Source organism: Glaciecola sp. KUL10, assembly GCF_003203515.1.
Lineage (GTDB): Bacteria > Pseudomonadota > Gammaproteobacteria > Enterobacterales > Alteromonadaceae > Glaciecola.
On sequence record NZ_BGNG01000005.1, the window covers coordinates 242032 to 261874 of the forward strand.

Genomic DNA, 19843 nt, shown 5'->3' on the forward strand with positions numbered 1-19843 from the left:
ACAAAAACTATAGCAGTAAGCAACTAAAAGTATAATAATTTTGAATGATAAACATACCATCATTACTGGATTTGTGTATTAAAATTGGTACTTAAGAATCCGTTTCAATATCAATGAATTCGCGATTCCTATACTAAAGAATAAAAAATTGGTTAAACTATAAGCATGCTTAGCACAATCAAAGCGACGCTCACAACCATCAACAGCATTGCGATTGTCGCGGTGAGCATAGCTGTGCTTGCCTTTTCGATCAAAGTACATGAGGCACTTTACCTAGAGTCAGTAAAAACCGATTTTTCTCCTTTAAGCGAAAACATTTCGAATGACCTAATCAAATTCATCAACACAGAACAACCCGACATCTTTGGGATTACATCTACTTTATTGCGCTTAGAGGGTTACGAGAACGTAAAATACGCCGTCGTTTTGTCTCCGACTTATCAAACTATTCAATTTTATGCGGGTAAAGCGATAGAAGAAAAAACAGCTGACGAAATCATGGCTCAGACAGAGTTTAGTCGCTTTCAAAGCGGTATGAGTATAGATGGCAACAACCTAATAGCAATGCGCCCTATCGGCGAAAAAACGCTTCCTTTAGGTCACTTTTTGATTGTGAATGATCTAGCCAAACCACTTAAACAAAGCAAGCTAGATTTGTTGTCGTCCACACTGCCGCTTGTATTGATGGTCATGCTCACTGCCGTTCTTATTCTAAGGTGGTTAAATACAAAAATGCTAAGTCCGTTTAGTTCATTGGCAAGGTTGGCTAGAAAGATAAAACAAACCAATGACTACACTATCCAGATAGATGTTGATGGTAAGAAAGAAGTACAAGATTTGAGCTCTGAGTTTAGTTCGATGATGGAAACCATCCACAGTGAAGAGGTCAAAAACAAAAAGTACACTGTGCAACTGATGAAACAGCGAAAAGATATGGAGCGTTTGGCTAATTTTGATACGCTCACTGGCTTACCCAATCGCTTATCATTTATGGAAAAACTGCAATCACAGTTGAAATCCGCATTCATTCAAGGCGAAAACCCAGCACTATTTTACATAGACCTAGACGGCTTTAAGGACGTCAATGACACTTATGGACACGATTTAGGTGATTCATTGCTTAAACACGTGAGCAAACGTATCCAAACTCACCTAAATGAAAGGGATATTATCGCCCGACTCGGTGGTGACGAATTTGTGGTGTTAATTGTCGAAACACTTAACGAACAAAAAATAAAAGACAAAGCTACAGTGTTCATTAAGGAGCTTTCAAGTACATTTAAATTAGATGATTGGGAAGTACAAGTCAGCGCTAGCATTGGCATCGCTTACGCTGAATCGGGTGATTTCCAAGTCGGTCAAGTAGTGACCAATGCCGACCTTGCAATGTATCGCGCAAAGCTTGATGGAAAAGACACCTACAGGCTGTTCACAGAAGATTTAATGGAAGTCAATCGACGTAAATTAGCGATCGCTAATTCTTTATCAAATGCGATTAAAAATGATGAATTTACACTGTACTACCAATCCAAAGTAAATCACGCGCGTCGAATCGTAGGATTTGAAGCCTTGATTCGCTGGACCAATGAAGAACTGGGGTTTGTCGGACCTGACGAATTCATCAATATCGCTGAGAAAAGTGGGAAAATTCATCAAATAACGCAATGGGTAATAAAGCAATGTTGCCAAGATATTAATTATTTACGCAAACTTTATGGCAGTGAAATTGTGTTATCACTCAATTTATCTTCGTTTGATTTGAAGATACCCTCTTTAGCTGATCATATTTCAGCCTTATTCGAAGCGCACAGCGTACCCGCTCATTGTATAGAGTTTGAAGTCACTGAGTCTGCATATTTGGAAAACTTTGACGAAGCCAATGCATTTTTCGAACGCATCAAACAAATTGGCTGCACGATTGCCTTGGATGATTTTGGGACAGGCTATTCATCTTTGAGCTATTTAACTCAAATTAAAATTGATACGCTTAAGATTGACAAGCAATTTGTAGACAAACTAGGTGTTTCTAAACGCAATACCTTGGTCACCAAAACAATTATTGAGTTGGCCAAGCAATTAAACCTGATGATTTGCGCTGAAGGCGTTGAAACATCTGAGCAAGCAGAGTTTCTTCTAAATGCCGGTTGCAATACTCTTCAAGGATATTACTTCGACAAACCACAACCGCTTGAAACCCTCGCCGACCATGCACAAGCAACTAAAACTAATCCACTACAAACAGGATCTTAACTGTCTCTGGAAGTGCTTCAACCGAAGAAACATACGCAATTGCATTGCGATTTTGACTAACAAATGCAATTGCTTCTAATTCAGTGTCGACTTCTTTTGGGGGTTTCATTCGCCCTGAAAAGCGCATCTGAGCCCAATATGATTGTATTCTCGATTCGGTTAAACCCACGACTTTGAGATTAAAAAGCGTTCGACACAAATCGCCTGTCGACAGATTTACCGGCTCAAGCCCTAAATTATTTGCACTGCCCATGAACACATTTCTAATTTGTTGCTTATTTAAATCAAGCTGGCTTTGCGAATTCACAACAATGAAGAGTTGATTTTGAGCGCTCACCGATGAGCTAAGCAGTAACTGCCCCGTGAACATCACAAAGAGTGCGAACGCGGTCGTTAACTTTGGCAGGACGTTTTGGCGCGTATGCATTAAAACACCCACTCAACTGCAAACTGCATTAGTTGACCTTCTTGCTTTGATTGCGTGGTATCAAGCTGTTCAAAGAGAGCTCGTCCTCCCTTTTCGCCTTCTAGCCATGTGTGCTCAATTTTCAGCGCGATATTTGCACTAACATCATAGCGTAAGCCCATAGTGATTGATTTAAGATCGTCATTTGGACGAGTGTTATAAACCAAATCAACCAAACGACTAAGCTCATCAAGTTGCGGGGCTAAGCCTTGAGGAATAGTTTGCTCTGGTGTGAAATAGCGGTTTCGACTAGCAGACACCGTTAGATGAGCACTAAAGGGATAAAAGTTATATCCTAATGTTGTATAAAAACTTGTCTGCGTTGGCACTAAAGGAATGCTTTCACCGGCGCTAATGCGAGTGAGTTCTGTCTTAAAAAACACATCTAAACTGTCATAATCAACGCCAATAGAAACGTATTCTGGTACGCCCTCGACCCTTAGACTTTGTGCGATGGCATTAAAGCCTGTATCACTAAGCGCTTGAATTAATGGGCTTAATTGCTCATCAGGTGCCAAGTCTACATGACCAACATGATAGGCAAGTCGGTAACGCCAATTTTCTACGTTAAACAAGCCAATCAAACCATATACGTAGTCTATATTGACCATATTAGTCGCGTTAACAGTATTAAACTCACCGTCAAAAAAGCCGTAGTAACTCTCGAAGGATCCGCTAAATTCACGGTTACTAAAATCAAACCGTCCTAAAACACCATCAAACTCAGTAAAGAAATAGCTGCTATATAAAGGAGAAGGAGGAGAGATCCAGGGGTAAGCAAAACCAACATCCAGCACATCGCTATACAGATAAAATGGTATGCGCTGTCTACCTAACTTAAAACTGAGTACATCTGAAGGACGATAATCAGCGTAGAGCCACTGAATACCCGACTCTTTGAGTTTGTCATCTGTTGCAATAGCCTGCGCAACAAATGCCCATTTATCATTGGCTTGATAGTCGAGTCTAACCGCAACCAAACTGTCATTATCAAACGAAAGTGAATTATCATAACCTCGGAACACGGCTTCATCTTGATCGAATTTACCTGCGACTACTCGCCCAAAGCTTGATATTTCAAGCTTGTCAGCACTTGAGCTATCTGTTGCACCATTTGCAGCGCCAGAAATAACCCCAAACAAAAATATAATGACGAAGAATGAGTTTGCCTTCATAGCCTAACTCAACAACTCCGATGCAACTTTAATTCGCTCTCTGAGCGCGGCAAGGTTTTCTTCAACGTGTAGTGCTTCTTCAATGTGCCCGTTTATTTGCTTTGCGCGTCCTTGAACAATTTGAGTGATGCTTTCTTCTTGGTACTGCGTAATACCCATATTAAAAAAGCTAGCTTCGAGTTCTAGTAGCATATCGTCTAACAGGTCTAAGCTTTTTTGCTTGTGCTCCAATTCAATGTTCTCGACCATTTTCATAGTAGCAACCACATCGAGCAATTCATCTCTTAAGGTCAAATTAGCTTTCACTTCACTAAATTGAGCCCCTTGATCGGCACCCAACTGCCCCACTTTCATGCTCAACGCATTGGTATCTTCAATGATCATCATTAAGTTGTCGCGCAAATCACCGCGTGCCATTTCGTCATCCACCGGCATATTTTTAATAATGACCGACACATTTTCAAAATTAACGATATAACGCGAACCCTTTTCTAAAAAACGGCTCGTCATTTGTGAGGCGCGCTCAAGCAAGTCCTTTTCAAGAGGTGTCATAACCATATCGCTTGAGCGGTTGATCACGCGATTTTCGAGGCGAAGTTGCACACAAGCATCAATATTCAGACCGTCAAAAACGTCAAACAAAGCACTCACTAAACCTTCGGGGGTTTTAATTTTCAAACCTGAGCGCAAAAAGCCCAGCACGGTGCCTAAGTGTCCAGCGCTCGCAATAACAGACATGACCATATCTGTACTGGATTTATTTTCGTCCTCAAGCTCATGCATCTTTTTGCGTTCATCCAGCACCACATCCACTTTGCGTGACACTAACTTGGCATCGATTGGTTTGGTAAGGTAGTCTAATCCGCCAACATCAAAGCCTTTTAAAATTTCTTCTGTTTGCGTGTTACCTGATACAAACATGACGGGTAAGTCAGGAGAGATTTGATGAATTTTTTCACAGGTTTCATAACCGTCTAAATCTGGCATCATGACATCTAGCAATACCAATTCTATTTGGGCGTCATCTTCGATCATTTTTAACGCTTGAAAACCACTTGTAGCGGCTACAATGGCATACTTGTCTTTGAGTATCTCCATTAAGATACGTAATTCGTTTGGCGAATCATCAACGAGTAAAATGCGGTGTTTATCCATTGTTTATCCTAGTAACTCAAGGGCTTGTTCGATGTCATTTGCAGCTGCAAGCGTATCGAAACGCGCCATAGCTTGTTGTACGTTTTCGAGTATACCTTGCATGGGAGCACTTAATTTGCAAGTTAATAACTCTTGAAGGCCTGCCTCGGCATTTAAAAAATCTTGATTCAATTGCATCTTTATATCTTGCAAATAGTTCAATATCTGCTCATCAGACACGGATCTCAAAGGCGCCTTTTCAGCTTTATCTTTGTTGTTATCGACCAAAGCCAAATGATGCTTAACTTCTTCAATGAGTTGTTGCAGTCTTTCAGCCTTATTGAGTGTGGGCCACGATTGCTTGGTTTGCAATTCCGTTTCTAATTCGGCCGCTAGCTTTGATACTTTCTCAATCCCGACGTTTGCAGCACTCCCTTTGATAAGGTGCAGCGCCATACTTGCACTCTTTTTATTGTCTTGTTCAACACATACTTCATAGCGCGTATAAAAGTCGCCATTATCCTTACAAAAACGCTGAAGTAAGGACAAATACAATTCCAGGTCATGATTGACTCTCGCTAGGCCACTTTCAACATCCACTCCCTTTATTTCAGGTACTGAATTATTGATAGGTGTTTCATGCTGTGAGCTTTGCTCAGCCGCTGACATGTTGCCAATTAAGCTTTTAATTTTTTGATGTAATAGCGCTTTATCGATCGGCTTAGATATATGGCCGTTCATACCCACTTGTTCGCATTCGTCGATATGAGCCTGTGAGCTGTGTGCTGTCATTGCAATAATAGGCACATCCATATTTTCGCTCAGCACACCTCCCTTGCCCGTACGGATGAATTCAGTGGCTTGAATCCCTCCCATTACTGGCATTTGCAAATCCATCAGCACGATATCAAAGGTGTCTTTTGATAAGTGATCTAACGCAAGTTGACCGTTTTCAGCAAGAGACACATTACACCCCCAACCTTCTAGTAACTTAGTAGCGACCATTTGATTGATTGTATTATCTTCTACCAACAAGATACGTAAAGTATCGACAGGGTTATCAACAGATGGGTCAACTGTATCTGTGTACAATTCAATCTCGTCGGCGGTTTGCAAAGACAGGTCAACATAAAAGCAACTGCCTTTACCCAGTTCACTTGTCACGTTTATCTTGCCACCAAACATACTGACGAGTTGTTTAGTAATACTCATTCCTAAACCTGTACCACCAAACTCTCTGGTAATTGAGGTGTCGGCCTGTTCAAACGCAGCAAAAATTGATTCTAGATTAGCTTCACTTATGCCAATCCCGGTGTCACTTACCGATATTCGATAAACATCTTCAAAGGCATTGAAAGAAAGGCTCACACTACCTTTATCAGTAAATTTAAGCGCATTTGACAGCAGGTTTGAAATAATCTGAGTCAGTCGAAGCGAATCAACCATTAAAAAGTCGGGGATGCGATCATCGACATGTACCTCAAAAGCAATCCCTTTTTGTTTTGCCTGAAGTTCAAAAGGCGCACATAAGGTTTTTACATATGGACGAATATTAAGGGCAGCAAATTCAAGGGTGATTTTATTGGCTTCGATTTTAGAAAAGTCCAAAATATCATTGATAACACCGAGCAGATGCTTACCTGACGCTTCAGCAACGGCTACTAGTTCGCTTTGTTGCTCGTTTAACGATTGCTCTGACAGCAGGGCCATAACGCCTAGCACTCCATTGAGCGGCGTACGCAACTCATGACTCATATTGGCAATGAAATCAGTTTTAACTTGCAGAGCATATAGCGCTTCATCGCGTGCTTGTTGCATTTCGATCGTGCGCTTTGCAACGAGTTTTTCTAAACTCTGGCTCAACGCTTCTAACTCCATGTGCTTAGCAAACAGCTCACGGCTTTTATCCTCGAGTAGTCTTTCAGCCTCCTGCCTTGCCTTGCGTTCACGCTCTAATCGTCTAATTAAGCGCGCTGGGTCAGTAGATGCGTGATTCAAACATGATACCTTTTTGAAATAAGTGGTTTATGATGCTTGCCTTCTCAATGCTAAACGTTAGGCACTGGTCAATCTAAAAATAGCATGATGAATGTCGCCTTCTACCCAGTCTTCACGATCAATATTAAAAGTCTCGCCAAAGTAAGCGGAAGTGCTTTCAATTAATCCCAATGCCAGGTCGGCAAAACCGCGTGTCGATTGATAGTGCAAAGCAAAGTGTTCGGTAGGTGATTCAACATGTTCAAAACTAAATACGGGTAGCTCAGCATCGGGGTATAATTTGCGTACTTCCACATGAATATGATTGTCAATCGCTTCTAAAAATTTAATCGTGCTACCGGCTTCTATAAAAAACGAAGTAAATTTTTCGCTAAAGACCTTTCCCATGTGTAATCCAAAAGCGTGAACAAGCGCGGGGACGGGGGTGTCGCAGAGTTTGCTCAACTCGACTACCATATCTACCAGCTCTTGATGGTCGTAGGTTCCCACAGCGGTGTAGGCCCCTTCTGATTTAGGCTGAACAGCATCCAATATATCGTCGAACATGTCTTCACCAAACTGGCTCTCGACCATACTCACAAATTCAGTAAACACTATTCCTTTCATAGATCACCCTAGTTAATTTTGATAAAACAAAGGGGCGCGACGCTTTTGCCATGCCCAATAACTTCATATCGACAAAACTTTCACTACCCATAACAAAAAACAATAAAAAAGAACTAAGCCACAAAAAAAGGTGGCCTCATTGCCTCTCCAAAACCTTTGAATACCCAAGGTAACGTGCCTTTGATGTCAGTATTTTTTACACCGTTTAAATTAACATCATTCTTTAGTACTATCTACCATTGTGAAAAATAAGCTTCAAATTCCTTTTTTTAATCAGGTTTTTACGAAGGTATCCGATAAGAATAAATCAACGATTCTTCGTTAACGTTTTAAGGGTCCTTACTTGCAACAAACTTCGTTAAAGAAAAAAATATTCAGATTAGTCGTCGGGGTGGTTTCGATCACATCGCTGCTGATCTTAATGGTTGCACTTCGGAGTATTGCTGAACATGCGCAGCAACAGCAGTCTCAAGACCTAAATACTGCAAAAATGGTGTTAACAAGGGTCATCGATGACCGTAAAGAGTTGTTGCTTACCTCAGCAAATGTACTTACCGATGATTGGCCTTTCAAATCAGCGGTCGCGCGCGACGATGTTGCCACGCTTAAAAGCGTGCTAGGTAACCACGGGCGGCGTATTGGCGCAGATTTAATCAGTATACTGAGTTTACAAGGTGAGCCGATTGTGACGGTGCCTGATCCCTCGGCCTACGAAGACAAAAACGAATTAGATTTAAGAGAGCTTGCACAACAAACACTTCAGTCGGGCACGACTTCTGGGATAGTGTCGAGTCACGGCAAGTTGTTCCAGCTTTTATTCGTGACGGTAGATGCCCCCTCACCTGTTGCCATTGCAGTGTTAGGGTTTGAAGTGAATCAAGCCTTAATCAAAAATTTAGAAGCGATCTCACAACTTGATATACGTGTGAAAGTCGAATCAAAAGACTCTGACCCCTTTTCAGTAGCGAGTAAAGAAATCCCAAGTACAGCAACCGTCGTTAACGTCAGTCAAGGCGACAGTATAGAGTGGTTAAGCTTTTTATTATGGGACAGAAATAAACTGATCGAGAGTGACTTTTCGTTTGTACAGCGTGACGACTTAGATGTGCGTATCGTGCTATCCACCACCGTAGAACGTTTGTTTTCAAGTTTTTTAAGTTTGATATTCAACATCACATTAATTGCTATCTTCGCGCTGGTGGCTGCTATCGCATTAACTGCGGTTATTTCACGTCAAATGACGCGCCCTATTGAAAAGCTAACTCAAGTTGCCACCAACATAGCAAAAGGTGACTACCATGAAGAAATGGTTATCGATAGCAGAAGCCAAGAATTAACGGTATTGGCGAATAGCTTTAAAACCATGCAAATCAACATTCGAGAGCGAGAGCAAAAAATCATACACCAAGCTCAACATGACGATCTCACGTGTTTGTTCAATCGCAATCATATCGAAACTAAACTTAGTGATAAATTTGCAGGAAAAGAGTGCTTCCAAGCAGTTGGCATAAATATCTTTGGCTTTCGTGACATAAATGACACCTTTGGTTATCACAATGGCGATTTATGTCTACGTGAACTTGCCGATAGAGTCAGTGATTTAGGCGGCCTCGCGGCTAGACTAACAGGGGGAGAGTTGATTTGGATCCCCAATACACCGGTGAGTGAATCCGAACTAACCCTAATTAGAGATAATCTTGAAAAAGAGATATTTGTCGATGGGTTAAGCATTCCTATGCGCGTATCTATCGGTGTGATCGAATGCCCTTCTGATACCCATAACGCAGAAGATCTGTTTAGGCGGATGAATATTGTGTTAGATGAAGCACAAAACACTGATGAAAAACTGCTCCGCTTTGACCCAAGCTTTGAAAGTAGTTACTTAAGGCGCTTGTCGATTATTACTGAACTTAAAAAGGCTTTGTCGACAAACCAGCATGAATTACAGTTGTTTTACCAACCTAAAATGGAGCTTAGCAGCGATAAAATACTAGGTGTTGAAGCACTGATAAGATGGCAAAACGACAATTTAGGGTTCATTTCACCAGAAGATTTTATCGCCATTGCCGAACAGGCTGGCTTTATAAATAAAATCACTGAATGGGTTTATCAACAAGCGGTCAAAGATGTGCGCATATTCAGAGAAAAAGGTGTGGACGTTGTCGTCGCCATTAATATCTCGGCGCAAGATGTGATGAACCCCGAACAACTTACAATGATTAACAGTTTGCTTGAAAGTAATGGGCTGCCTGCGCAAGCATTGTCATTCGAATTGACCGAAGGGGATTTGGTCAAAGACCCAGAGCAAGCGCTTCAACACTTAGGTTATTTGCGTGCATCCGGCTTTAGCATTGCCATTGATGATTTTGGAACAGGCTATTCGTCTCTAGCTTACTTGACGCAACTTCCCATTAACGTGCTTAAAATCGATAAAAGCTTTGTACTTAACTTAGACACTTCGAAAGATGACCAAACAATTGTTAAAACCGTTATCAAGCTAGCCCATAGCTTTGGTATGGAAGTTGTCGCAGAAGGGGTAGAAAATGAAGCTTCGTTAGCATTGCTCAAAGAATGGGGATGTGAATGGGCTCAGGGTTATTTCATTTGTCGCCCTATTGCTGCACCAGACCTGATCCAGTGGTACAAGGAGCGAAACAACTCACTTGCAAGTTGAGTAAAAAAGTGACTATAGTGTTCATAAATCAATCAGATTTATACACAGAAAAAGGAAAGTCTAATGTCACTCAAAGACGCGTTTGTTTCACTCAAAAAAGGCATAGCCGATATTTCAAGTGTCGAAGTTCAAACTTTCACTGGTGATTTAAGCACAGTCATCACAGACAGCAACGGAGAATCAGTCCTTGACTGGGAAAACCTTCTCCAAAACGCAAAATCAGATACACAAGGCAGCATTACCCTAATGGCATCGTCAAAGTATGATTTTGATGGTGATGCTCAGCTGCTAATCAATCCCGCAATTACCCCCGATATGCGCGAAGCTCATGATGCTGCGGTTTCAGCAGGCTTAGAAGTAAGACAAGGCTTAGTGGATGCCTTTTACGACCTGATCGATGTCAGCTGATATTAGCCAGAACGAAGCGATTGAGTTGATCGACAGCTTGATCGTTTCACCTGGTAGTCTGGCCATTGAACCTAGACAGCCTCTTAGGCAAACGGTTACAACAAGCGATTCATCAAAAGGGGACGATGAGGCAACTAGTGACGGCGTGGATAACTTGTTTGCACGTAACAAAAGCGTGCGCACTTACTTGCATCTACTCGGTTACTTGCGCAAAGACAATAGCGATCCCCATTTAACTCGCCCTTTAAAACGCGCACTTCGAAAATTTCAAGAAGAAGCTGGATTACTTGTTGATGAATGGGTTGGCAAGAAGACATGGCTTGCGCTGCAAACCTTGGTGAGCTTTGAGGCAGGCGATCGCATCGATTTATGGGTAGGTAAAGACGAGAAGCAAGCCGCAATGAACCGCGCAATAAATCTGCGTTTACACGTACTAGGTTTTTTAGACAAACGCCAGTTTGCAAGTACCCAAAGCACTAACCAAGCACTTGAGACGTTTTACCAGCATGCTTTAAAAGTGGGCCAAGTGAGTCAGTTTAGGCCAAACGCTCAAACTGGCTGGCTAAGGCATAAAAAATTGATCCGCGCGTTGTTTGATGCACAAGGGATACTCACTTCAACATCTCGCTACCAAGTTGAGAAAAGCGTTACCTTACCTGTATCAATTAATCTAGCCAAAATAGAATTATTTTTACTGGGTTATGATGTGCAGCCTACACGCTCAAGAACCTATAAAATGAGTACAGCAGACGTAAATCGTTTTGCTTTTTTCAGGCGCAACCCTGCCAGTGTATCTTCCACTAAAGCCAATCAATATAAACTGTATGAAGCCATGCAAAATTTTGCGCAAAGCCAAGGAGTCTCAACGATTAGAAGTGCCAGCACTAGCCGAAAAGTAGACTATCAATTTATTGCTCAATTAGCCGCGCTTCACCATCAAAATGAATTAAGCCAAACGCAGCAAGCTAAACAAGTATTATTAAAAATTAGTGAGTCTAAAGACGCTAATACACACAATAAAATTTGGGAACACATTAACAGTATTGGAGGCAGAATTTTCGACGGTGTAAAACGCGTAATAAAATGGTTTGCGTCAATCGTTAACAGCACAATCAAGGATACCAGCGAAACGCTCAAAAACATTGCTAGGCTCACACACATGCTCGCCAGTGATGGCCTTAAAGTCATCAAAGACTCGGCAAAACAAATAAAACGAGGCGTTCAATTTTTAAAACGAAGCCCCGTGCAAGGTAGTAGCGCTGATGATTGGTACACAATGCGCAGTAAAAACTGTGACTATGTCGTTTTAATAAATCATCAAGCCAGTGCCAACGTCATTGATAAAAAAACACGATATTTTCGCAAGCAACTATCCGATTTCAAGTTGGCCATGCAAAATGTTCGCAAAGTGATAAAAGGCCTAAAAATCGCGATTAGTTTTTTGAAGTTTAGTATTGGCTTGGGCACAGGCGTCAAGGGTTTTGCTGCGCTGTTGGGTTTAGTGCGCGTTTTTATTTGAAGTAACCGTAACTGTGTCGATGTTGGCACTATTCAACTTAGTTTTATGCTTCAATTCTTTAGGCTTCAAATTAAGAAAACACAAGCATAATACTAAATAATTACCCACCGCCTCAGGCTGTAAAAAAACCCGACAAAAATAATAAATAAGGGTTATAAACCCCTGAAAAAAAGGCTTTACTCGGACGTTGAAGCATCCTGAAAGCCCTTTAAATCGATATTAATATATAAAATACAATGAATGGCGCTATGCTTCGCCATAAAAGTCTTTGTACCAATCAACAAAGGCTTTAATTCCCTCGTCTAAAGACACAGAAGGACGATACCCAACATCATTTACCAAGGCCTCTACATCAGCAAAGGTCGCTTCTACGTCACCGGGCTGCATCGGCAACATGTTTTTTTCAGCAGTTTTACCCAAAGCTTTTTCAATCGTTTCAATAAAAGTCAACAAATGCACAGGCGTTTGCGCACCAATGTTATAAACACGCCAGGGCGCTTTACTAGAACTTGGAGAAGGCGTTTTACCATCCCAATCAGCATTAGGCTGCGCAATATGCATAGTAGCAGCAATTACGCCCTGCACAATGTCATCAATGTAAGTAAAGTCACGACGATGATTACCATAGTTGTACACATCAATCGCCCTGCCCTCACTGATCGCCTTAGTAAACTTAAACGGCGCCATATCAGGACGTCCCCAAGGGCCATAAACTGTGAAGAACCTAAGCCCAGTAGTAGGCAGCCCATAAAGATGACTATAAGTATGCGCCATCAACTCATTCGCTTTTTTGCTAGCCGCATACAACGACACAGGATGATCAACGTTATCATCAACCGAAAACGGCATCGCCTCATTCGCACCATAAACCGAACTAGATGACGCATAAACAAGGTGCTCAACCTTATGATGACGACAACCTTCAAGAATATTCATAAAACCAAGGATATTCGCATCAATATAAGCATGAGGGTTTTCAATCGAGTAACGTACACCCGCCTGAGCAGCTAAATGAATAACACGATCGAACTTATGCTCTGCAAACAAAGCTTCCATAGCAGCACGATCGGCGATATCCATTTTGATAAAGCTGAAGTTTGCTGCATTTTCGTGTTCGTTAATCCAGTCGATACGCGCGTGTTTAAGGCTGGTATCGTAGTAGTCGTTGATGTTGTCTATGCCGATCACTTGGATGTTTTGGTCGAGGAGTTGTCGGGCGGTGTGGGCGCCGATAAAGCCGGCGGTGCCGGTGGTTAGGATTTTCATTAAGCTATTTCCAATTAATGTTGAAGTTCAACAAAATACGGGGCTTTTAGATGACGAAAGTTTATCACAAAATTTATTTCAAATACCTTTGTATCATTTTGCCCCCTCTTACACATTACAAAATAAAACTATTCTTCGACTCACCAGTTGATTTTAATTTTTTTTGAGTTGTAAAAATGAAAAACGTGAATTCGTTAGTTGTCTTATTTATATTATTTTTCGGGCTTTATCCCGTCACAGCCTGTTCTTCAGTTTCGATTGACGATGGTATTGCTCATGCTCCTATTCCCGCTAAGGCGGTTGAGCACATTGGTTGGGGTGGTGGTGGCGCTTTTACAAGCGTTGTCATGTATAAGGGCGATACGTACATATCATCTGATGTTGCTGGTGTTTGGCGATTGGATAATGATAGTTGGATTCCTACGGTAAATGGCTTAGAAGACTATAATGTCACTAGTTTAGCTGTGCATGGCGAGAACTTATTGGCGATTAGCAGTTCGGGTCTTTTCACACTCGATGATGATAAAACATGGGTATCGTTAAACATCTCAATCAACACCAAGCGAAATACTAGTAAACAAGTTTACTCAGTCGCAAACGACGATTCTATTTGTGTAAGCGACTTAAAAGCAAAGCTAGTTTGCATAAATGGACGGACTATTGAAGAGCATCAGTACGAACTATCTCGACTGCATGGTATTCATTTTGACAAAGGCCAAAACAACGATGTCTATGGATTTGCAGATAAAAATCTTTATCGCCTAAATACTCAAGACCAAACTTATCAACTGATTAACACCTTCGATAGTAAAATTTTAAGAATCGTTACCGTTTCGGAAGATTCAATGCAGCTTGTGGTCACAGAAACTGCTATTTACAAACTAGGTGATTTATCAAAACTTGGGATCAACACTGATCAAAAAATTATAAATGTACTTGTTTCAGAACACGGAGAAACCAGCCAAAACTTTATTGCACTCGGTAGCCAATGGAATACCAAGCTTCATTATTTAACATATGAAAACAATGCTTTGGTGGTAGGCGACCGCGTGGGCATTTCTTATGATGAATCACTTCCATTTCGTAAGTGGCGCAAGTCAATAACAATGCCGTTGGGTACGCCCATCATGGTCGGTGATAACATGTGGTTTGCGGATTATTGGGGAGTTTACAAATACTCACAAAACGCAAAGCGCTTTGAAGAATATTCTCTTGATGCATCAAATTTTGTAGGTACAGATATCGAGCTAGACGGAGATACACTCTTTATAGCAAGTATGGATAATGGCATCGTTTCAACTCCCCAATTCTCATTCTCAGACCAAAGATTTAATAGCGTTTTTCCGAGAACTGGGACCGATTGGCGAATGGCTGGTCATGTATGGTCCATTAAACATCAGCAAGGTGAAGTCTACGCAACGATATCACCTTGGAACCAAGCCAGTGATTTTGTTTTAGCATTTGATGAAAACGAAGAGGTAAAGTGGGCGCAGCAACTTGGTGAGTATACAAACAGACGCGATGAAAAGGCATTTTGGGGTAACGGGTATAGTCGTCAACTCGTGCTGGGAGATAGTGATATCTTTACCGTTAGAGACGGTAAAACAGGCGGTTTATTCAAAATTGCAGATTACCAAAATAAAACGTCAGATGAACAAACGCAAAACGCGCCAATTGCAGCATTAAGGCAAGATGAAAACAATAGAGTGTTTAGAGGATTAGTTGTATTTGAAAATCAACTTGTTTCGTATCATATCGAAGAACAAAACACACTTAGATTTTCCGATATGGAAACTGGTGAAGTAACGTCAACAATACTACTGCCTAGTAACTTGTGGGTGTTTGAACTAAAGACAATAAATAATTCACTATACCTCTTGGGAGATCAAGGTAAGCCTGTCATCTATCAACTAAAAGACGGCAGTATAAAAGCAGTATTAACACGAGACCAATCAAGCTCATTTCTGGCGTTTAATGCGAACCCAAGCGGAAGCCTGATGTTTGCATCAACTGTTAACTGGAGCTCAAAAAAAGACGCCGAGGTACTCATGTCCGCTGATCAGGGAGACAACTGGAAAGATATCTCTTGCCTCATGGAAAATCGAAGCGGCGCAGTTGATATAGAGTTTGATGAATGGGGTGAGTATGCGTATGTTCTTATGCATGTAGGTGGAGTAATGAAACTAGATGTATGGTTTTTGGAGGGGTTTGATGGATGTTGAATTTATTATTACAGTAAAGAGCAAACTTCGACTAAATTTATTGGTTTATGGCAAACAATAACAAGTCAGGATTTTTTACATTACTTAAAACCGACAAAATAAACTTCTTTAAATTCATGCAGCTAAATGTTGGCATATTTCATGCTTTCCATGTATAGAAATATTATCAATGGTTAAGGAAATTCAATGAAAAAGCTTTTTATTAAAATAGCGCTAACGGTGATAACAATTATCGGTTCTAACGCAAACGCAGCATTTATTACGAATAGCGACATTGCGAGCGTTTCAGTAGACGCTGCTCCTTCAAATTATACAATAGCAAATATAGACGCTCTGTTCGACGGCATTTTTGGAACTTCGAGCCCTGATGTCGCATTTACTGCGAATGCTCAAGGTGGAACTCGCGTTAGTAGTGCACTGCCCATCTCGCTGACATTTGCATTAAACGGTAAATTTGATATTTTCGGTGCTGGCATAGCGAATGATTTTGGAAGTTTATTCCTACAGCAGGTTAGTGCTTTGGAAATTATATTCAATACAGATACTGGACAGATAGCAGTGTCTAATAGCATGTTGGTTCAAAACACTTTCAGCGTGATTGATTTAGGCAGCATTGCCGCTTTCGGAGTAGATAGTTTTACGGTAAATATCTTCGGTAGTCAGGGCAATAAGGTGGAGTTGAGAGAAATTGTATTAGAAGCAACAAAACAAGTTACGAGTTCTTCTTCAATCAGTGAACCTATATATACAAGTGCTTTGTTTTTAGCGCTGCTCGCTGCTGCAAGAACAAGACGCAGCAAGCGATAAAAACAATCTAAAACATTAAAAATTTTAGCGGCATAAGAAATGCCGCTTTTTTTTGGGTGAAAAATTTGAATGAAGTTAGAAAAAAGATGTTCAGAGGTGTTGCATCTCTTGGGCTAGGGGCATCTGCGAGCAAAGTCATATCATTTATAACCACAATAGTCACTGCCAGACTGCTATCACCAGAACACTTTGGGCTTGTCGCAGTTGTAACGGCGGTCATTGCTTTTGCAGAAATATTTAATCACATTGGTTTAGCGGCTGCTGTTGTGCAAAAAAGGAGACTCAGCCAAAGGCAATTAAGCAGTTGCTTTTTCTTATCAATAGCGCTTTCGATTTTGATTTTCAGTGTCGCATTATCTACTAGAACATCTCTCGCTCAGTTTTATAACAATGACGAAATAGGAAGAATTTTTGTTTTAATCTCTTTTTCATTATTAATAAATGGTTTTTCTGTGATTCATTACGCAATCATTCAAAAACAAATGAGATTTGCTCTAATCGCTAAAATTGAAGTTCTAGCTGTAATGTTTCAATCAATTCTAACTATAACTCTAGCTATCTTAAAATACGAAGCTTGGGCGCTGGCCTGGGGTATTTTAGGCTATAGCACTTTTCGGAGTGTGAGCTATATATTGTCGAGCTGTTGGGCTCCATCCTTGTTATTTTCAATACGAAAGTCACTTATCCTAATAAAATTTGGACTTAGTGTAACATATACAAGAATAACGTGGATGCTATATAACAAAGCTGATATGGTGCTAGTCGGAAAGTATTCTTCTCCAATAGACACCGGCTATTATACCATGGCGATGAATTTAGCTAGACTCCCTTCTAACACTATCGTTTCTCTAGCCATGGGGGTTGCGCCAGTAACTTTTGCAAAATTAAAGCACAACAAAAATGAACTCTTTACGGCTCTTAATCAATTAACATTTGGCTTAACTATGGTTTGTTTCCCTCTAATGTTTGGTCTAATAGCGATAGCACCTGAAATGATACCATTACTACTTGGTGATAAGTGGGCTGATTCCGTTATTCTGTTCCAGCTAATTGCAGTATTTTGCTGTTTTAAGTGTTTTGATCCTCTCTTGACACAGCTTCTTATTTCAACAGGCAAACAAAATATTACCGCACTTTTTACAACTTTGTGCGCGATAGTCATTCCTGTTGCTGTGGCTTTGGGCGCGATCAACTATGGCGTGTTTGGGGCGGCAGCTGCGTGGGCTATTTGTTACCCTTTATTATTTGTCTTCCTTCTTTACCTTTTGAAAAAACATATACAGATGAAATTGACAGCTTACATAGCTTCGATGAAAACACCTTTTATTACCAGTTTTTCAATGTATTTTACAGTTTTCATATCTGGAGTTCTCCTAGAAACTAATTTAGAACTGTCGGGCACAATCTTAATGACCATTAAAATATTAATAGGCCTTGCAAGTTTTCTGTGCTTTTTGGTACTGTTTGGCAGGCGTGAAATAAAACAAATAAAGACAGCTCTCGAAAAGTTAGGAGTACCACCAAAACTTCTTAATTTCGCTTTTTTCAAAAATATTAGGTAATTCGGTTTGAACAACGAGATATTGCAAAAAATAAACGAATACGGTATTTCTGCTCTATTGATAAAAAAGCTTTCGCAACAAATTAATAGTTCAAGTACGCTAGGTAAACGCATTACGTTAAAATCTCAACAAATGACCAAGAGTGCTATTGTCAAAAACCTTGGTTTGAACAAACAACGTTTCAGCACCTATAATTTGTTAACTGCAAGTAAAGGCATACCTAACAAAGTCTGGGTATGTTGGTGGACAGGCGAACATACTCTTCCTCCAATTTGCAAATTATGTATTGCAAGCATGAATAAACAATTTGGCTCTGCGAACGTAACTTTGATTACTAAAGAGAATGTGGGAAAGTATGTTGATATAGATTCTAATATTTTGAAACGGCTTGAAACGAACTCGATAACGATTCAAACCTTTTCTGATTTGTTAAGAGCAAAATTACTTTATCAACATGGTGGCTTTTGGCTTGATGCAACGATTTTCGTGACAGAAAAACCTTCAGCAGATGAGAATCAGGATTTTTTTTCAATTAAAAGAGCAGGTGCGTCTCAGTATGTTTCTAATAAAAACTGGACTGCGTTCGCATTAGGTTCATCCTCAAAAAACCCAGTTTTCAAATTCTTAAGCGATATGTTTGAGCAACATTTTGCTCAAAATTCTACACTTCTGGACTACTTTCTCGTAGATTATTTAATTGCAATCGCGTACGAAAATATAGAAGTCGCGGCTGAGCAAATTGACAGTTTACCGATAAACTCCTTAGACTGCTATCAATTATTGTCGAACCTCAACCAACCTTTTGATTCAGAAAAATATAATAATATTTGTCACTTTGATAGCCTTCACAAATTAAACTGGAAGTCGAATCCACCTAAAAATATCCAAAGTACTTATCACAAATTAGCTGAACTTGTAGAGTAAGATTTCCATATGCCATTATTTTTTAACCGTAACCGAAAGTTGTTATATATACATGTTCCGAAGTGCGCTGGAACGAGTGTTGAGAAACACTTGAAGCGCCACAGTGATTTTTCATTTTTGTTTCATAAAACTAGTGAACACGACTTTCGTTGCAATCCACAACATTTTCATGCTCCGTTACTTAAGCAAATGATTCATGACGTTGAAACTATCCCTTCTTTTATGATAGTGAGGCATCCAATACTCAGAGTAATGTCTGAGCACGGTTATCAAAAAACACAGGGTTACTCAGGAAATATACAATTTGAAGCTCATGTAAGACGCTTTTTCTTTAGATATTCTTTCGACCCCTTCACATACGACAACCATATCCGTCCCCAAAGTGAATTTTACTTAAAGACTACCAAAGTCTTTAGACTGGAAGAGGGACTTAAACGGCCACTAGAGTTTTGCAATTCAATTCTAATACCTGAAGAGAATCGTATGATTGAAGAAAGCTCCAGCCCGAAGGTCAACATGAGCAATCAAGATGAATATACAATAACAGGCCGGACGGTTAATAGCGTACAAAACTTTTATGACGCAGATTTTACACTTTTTGGCTATCAAAAGCTAAAAATAGATGATGGTGAAGTGATTAGCTCTTCAGAGTTAAAACAAGAAATCAAAACACATAAATTAGGTAAATTAAAAGACGATGAAGCATCCCAAGGAGCCAGTTTGGTCGCTTTCAAACAAGCTAAAGTGTTACCCGCACTTAATAAGACACTTAGCTTAACAACGAGGATCTTTAAAGGAATCGAAAAATTAATTTAATTTCTTACCACTAAAT

At 40.3% G+C, this 19843-nt stretch carries 15 protein-coding genes; 9 read left to right on the forward strand and 6 right to left on the reverse strand.

The genetic code is table 11. From position 1 onward, the window contains the following. Positions 1–165 precede the first annotated feature (165 nt). Complete coding sequence (locus KUL10_RS10705) at positions 166–2250, forward strand: EAL domain-containing protein (RefSeq protein WP_110428920.1); 2085 nt, start codon at positions 166–168, stop codon at positions 2248–2250. Here the strand turns inward: KUL10_RS10705 and KUL10_RS10710 are convergent. The 5 genes from KUL10_RS10710 to KUL10_RS10730 are packed head-to-tail and all read right to left on the reverse strand — an operon-like array spanning position 2225 to position 7629. Next, complete coding sequence (locus tag KUL10_RS10710; RefSeq protein WP_110428921.1) at positions 2225–2677, reverse strand: hypothetical protein; 453 nt, start codon at positions 2675–2677, stop codon at positions 2225–2227. The genes KUL10_RS10705 and KUL10_RS10710 overlap by 26 nt on opposite strands. Next, positions 2677–3891, reverse strand: a complete 1215-nt coding sequence (locus KUL10_RS10715) for a hypothetical protein (protein WP_110428922.1) — start codon at positions 3889–3891, stop codon at positions 2677–2679. Before KUL10_RS10715 ends, KUL10_RS10710 begins: the two co-directional genes overlap by 1 nt. 3 nt (positions 3892–3894) lie before the next feature. After that, positions 3895–5046: a PleD family two-component system response regulator gene (locus KUL10_RS10720; RefSeq protein ID WP_110428923.1), complete on the reverse strand. Its 1152-nt coding sequence runs from the start codon at positions 5044–5046 to the stop codon at positions 3895–3897. Between the two features lie 3 nt (positions 5047–5049). Further along, positions 5050–7023 (reverse strand): ATP-binding protein, encoded by a 1974-nt coding sequence (locus KUL10_RS10725; protein ID WP_110428924.1) that lies wholly within the window; start codon positions 7021–7023, stop codon positions 5050–5052. Positions 7024–7080: 57 nt separating this feature from the next. Further along, the gene (locus tag KUL10_RS10730) at positions 7081–7629 is read right to left on the reverse strand and encodes a heme NO-binding domain-containing protein (protein ID WP_110428925.1); all 549 of its coding nucleotides are present in this window, start codon (positions 7627–7629) and stop codon (positions 7081–7083) included. 343 nt (positions 7630–7972) lie between these two features. Between KUL10_RS10730 and KUL10_RS10735 the strand changes: the two genes are divergently transcribed. The 3 genes from KUL10_RS10735 to KUL10_RS10745 all read left to right on the forward strand — a co-directional run bounded on the left by KUL10_RS10735 (position 7973) and on the right by KUL10_RS10745 (position 12230). Beyond that, the gene (locus KUL10_RS10735) at positions 7973–10303 is read left to right on the forward strand and encodes a GGDEF domain-containing phosphodiesterase (RefSeq protein WP_233499787.1); all 2331 of its coding nucleotides are present in this window, start codon (positions 7973–7975) and stop codon (positions 10301–10303) included. Positions 10304–10366: 63 nt separating this feature from the next. Next, positions 10367–10711 carry a hypothetical protein gene (locus tag KUL10_RS10740; RefSeq protein ID WP_110428926.1) on the forward strand — a complete coding sequence of 115 codons (345 nt, stop codon included), beginning with the start codon at positions 10367–10369 and terminating at the stop codon, positions 10709–10711. Continuing rightward, positions 10701–12230, forward strand: a complete 1530-nt coding sequence (locus KUL10_RS10745) for a peptidoglycan-binding protein (protein ID WP_110428927.1) — start codon at positions 10701–10703, stop codon at positions 12228–12230. The genes KUL10_RS10740 and KUL10_RS10745 overlap by 11 nt, the downstream gene beginning before the upstream one ends. Positions 12231–12476: 246 nt before the next feature. Here KUL10_RS10745 and KUL10_RS10750 read toward each other — a convergent pair whose 3' ends face one another. Continuing rightward, positions 12477–13496, reverse strand: coding sequence for an NAD-dependent epimerase (locus tag KUL10_RS10750; protein ID WP_110428928.1), 1020 nt, complete (start codon positions 13494–13496; stop codon positions 12477–12479). Positions 13497–13672: 176 nt separating this feature from the next. Here KUL10_RS10750 and KUL10_RS10755 point away from each other — a divergent pair, with 176 nt between their 5' ends. From KUL10_RS10755 to KUL10_RS10775, 5 genes are all read left to right on the forward strand, one after another. Further along, positions 13673–15718 carry a hypothetical protein gene (locus tag KUL10_RS10755; protein ID WP_110428929.1) on the forward strand — a complete coding sequence of 682 codons (2046 nt, stop codon included), beginning with the start codon at positions 13673–13675 and terminating at the stop codon, positions 15716–15718. A 186-nt stretch (positions 15719–15904) separates the two neighbouring features. Next, entirely contained in the window at positions 15905–16525 is a 621-nt protein-coding gene (locus KUL10_RS10760; protein WP_110428930.1) for a hypothetical protein, read from the forward strand. A 65-nt stretch (positions 16526–16590) separates the two neighbouring features. Then, positions 16591–18087 carry a lipopolysaccharide biosynthesis protein gene (locus KUL10_RS10765; RefSeq protein ID WP_146216776.1) on the forward strand — a complete coding sequence of 499 codons (1497 nt, stop codon included), beginning with the start codon at positions 16591–16593 and terminating at the stop codon, positions 18085–18087. A gap of 6 nt (positions 18088–18093) precedes the next feature. After that, positions 18094–19011, forward strand: a complete 918-nt coding sequence (locus KUL10_RS10770) for a capsular polysaccharide synthesis protein (RefSeq protein WP_110428932.1) — start codon at positions 18094–18096, stop codon at positions 19009–19011. Between the two features lie 9 nt (positions 19012–19020). Continuing rightward, entirely contained in the window at positions 19021–19827 is an 807-nt protein-coding gene (locus tag KUL10_RS10775) for a sulfotransferase family 2 domain-containing protein (protein ID WP_110428933.1), read from the forward strand. Positions 19828–19843: the final 16 nt, after the last annotated feature.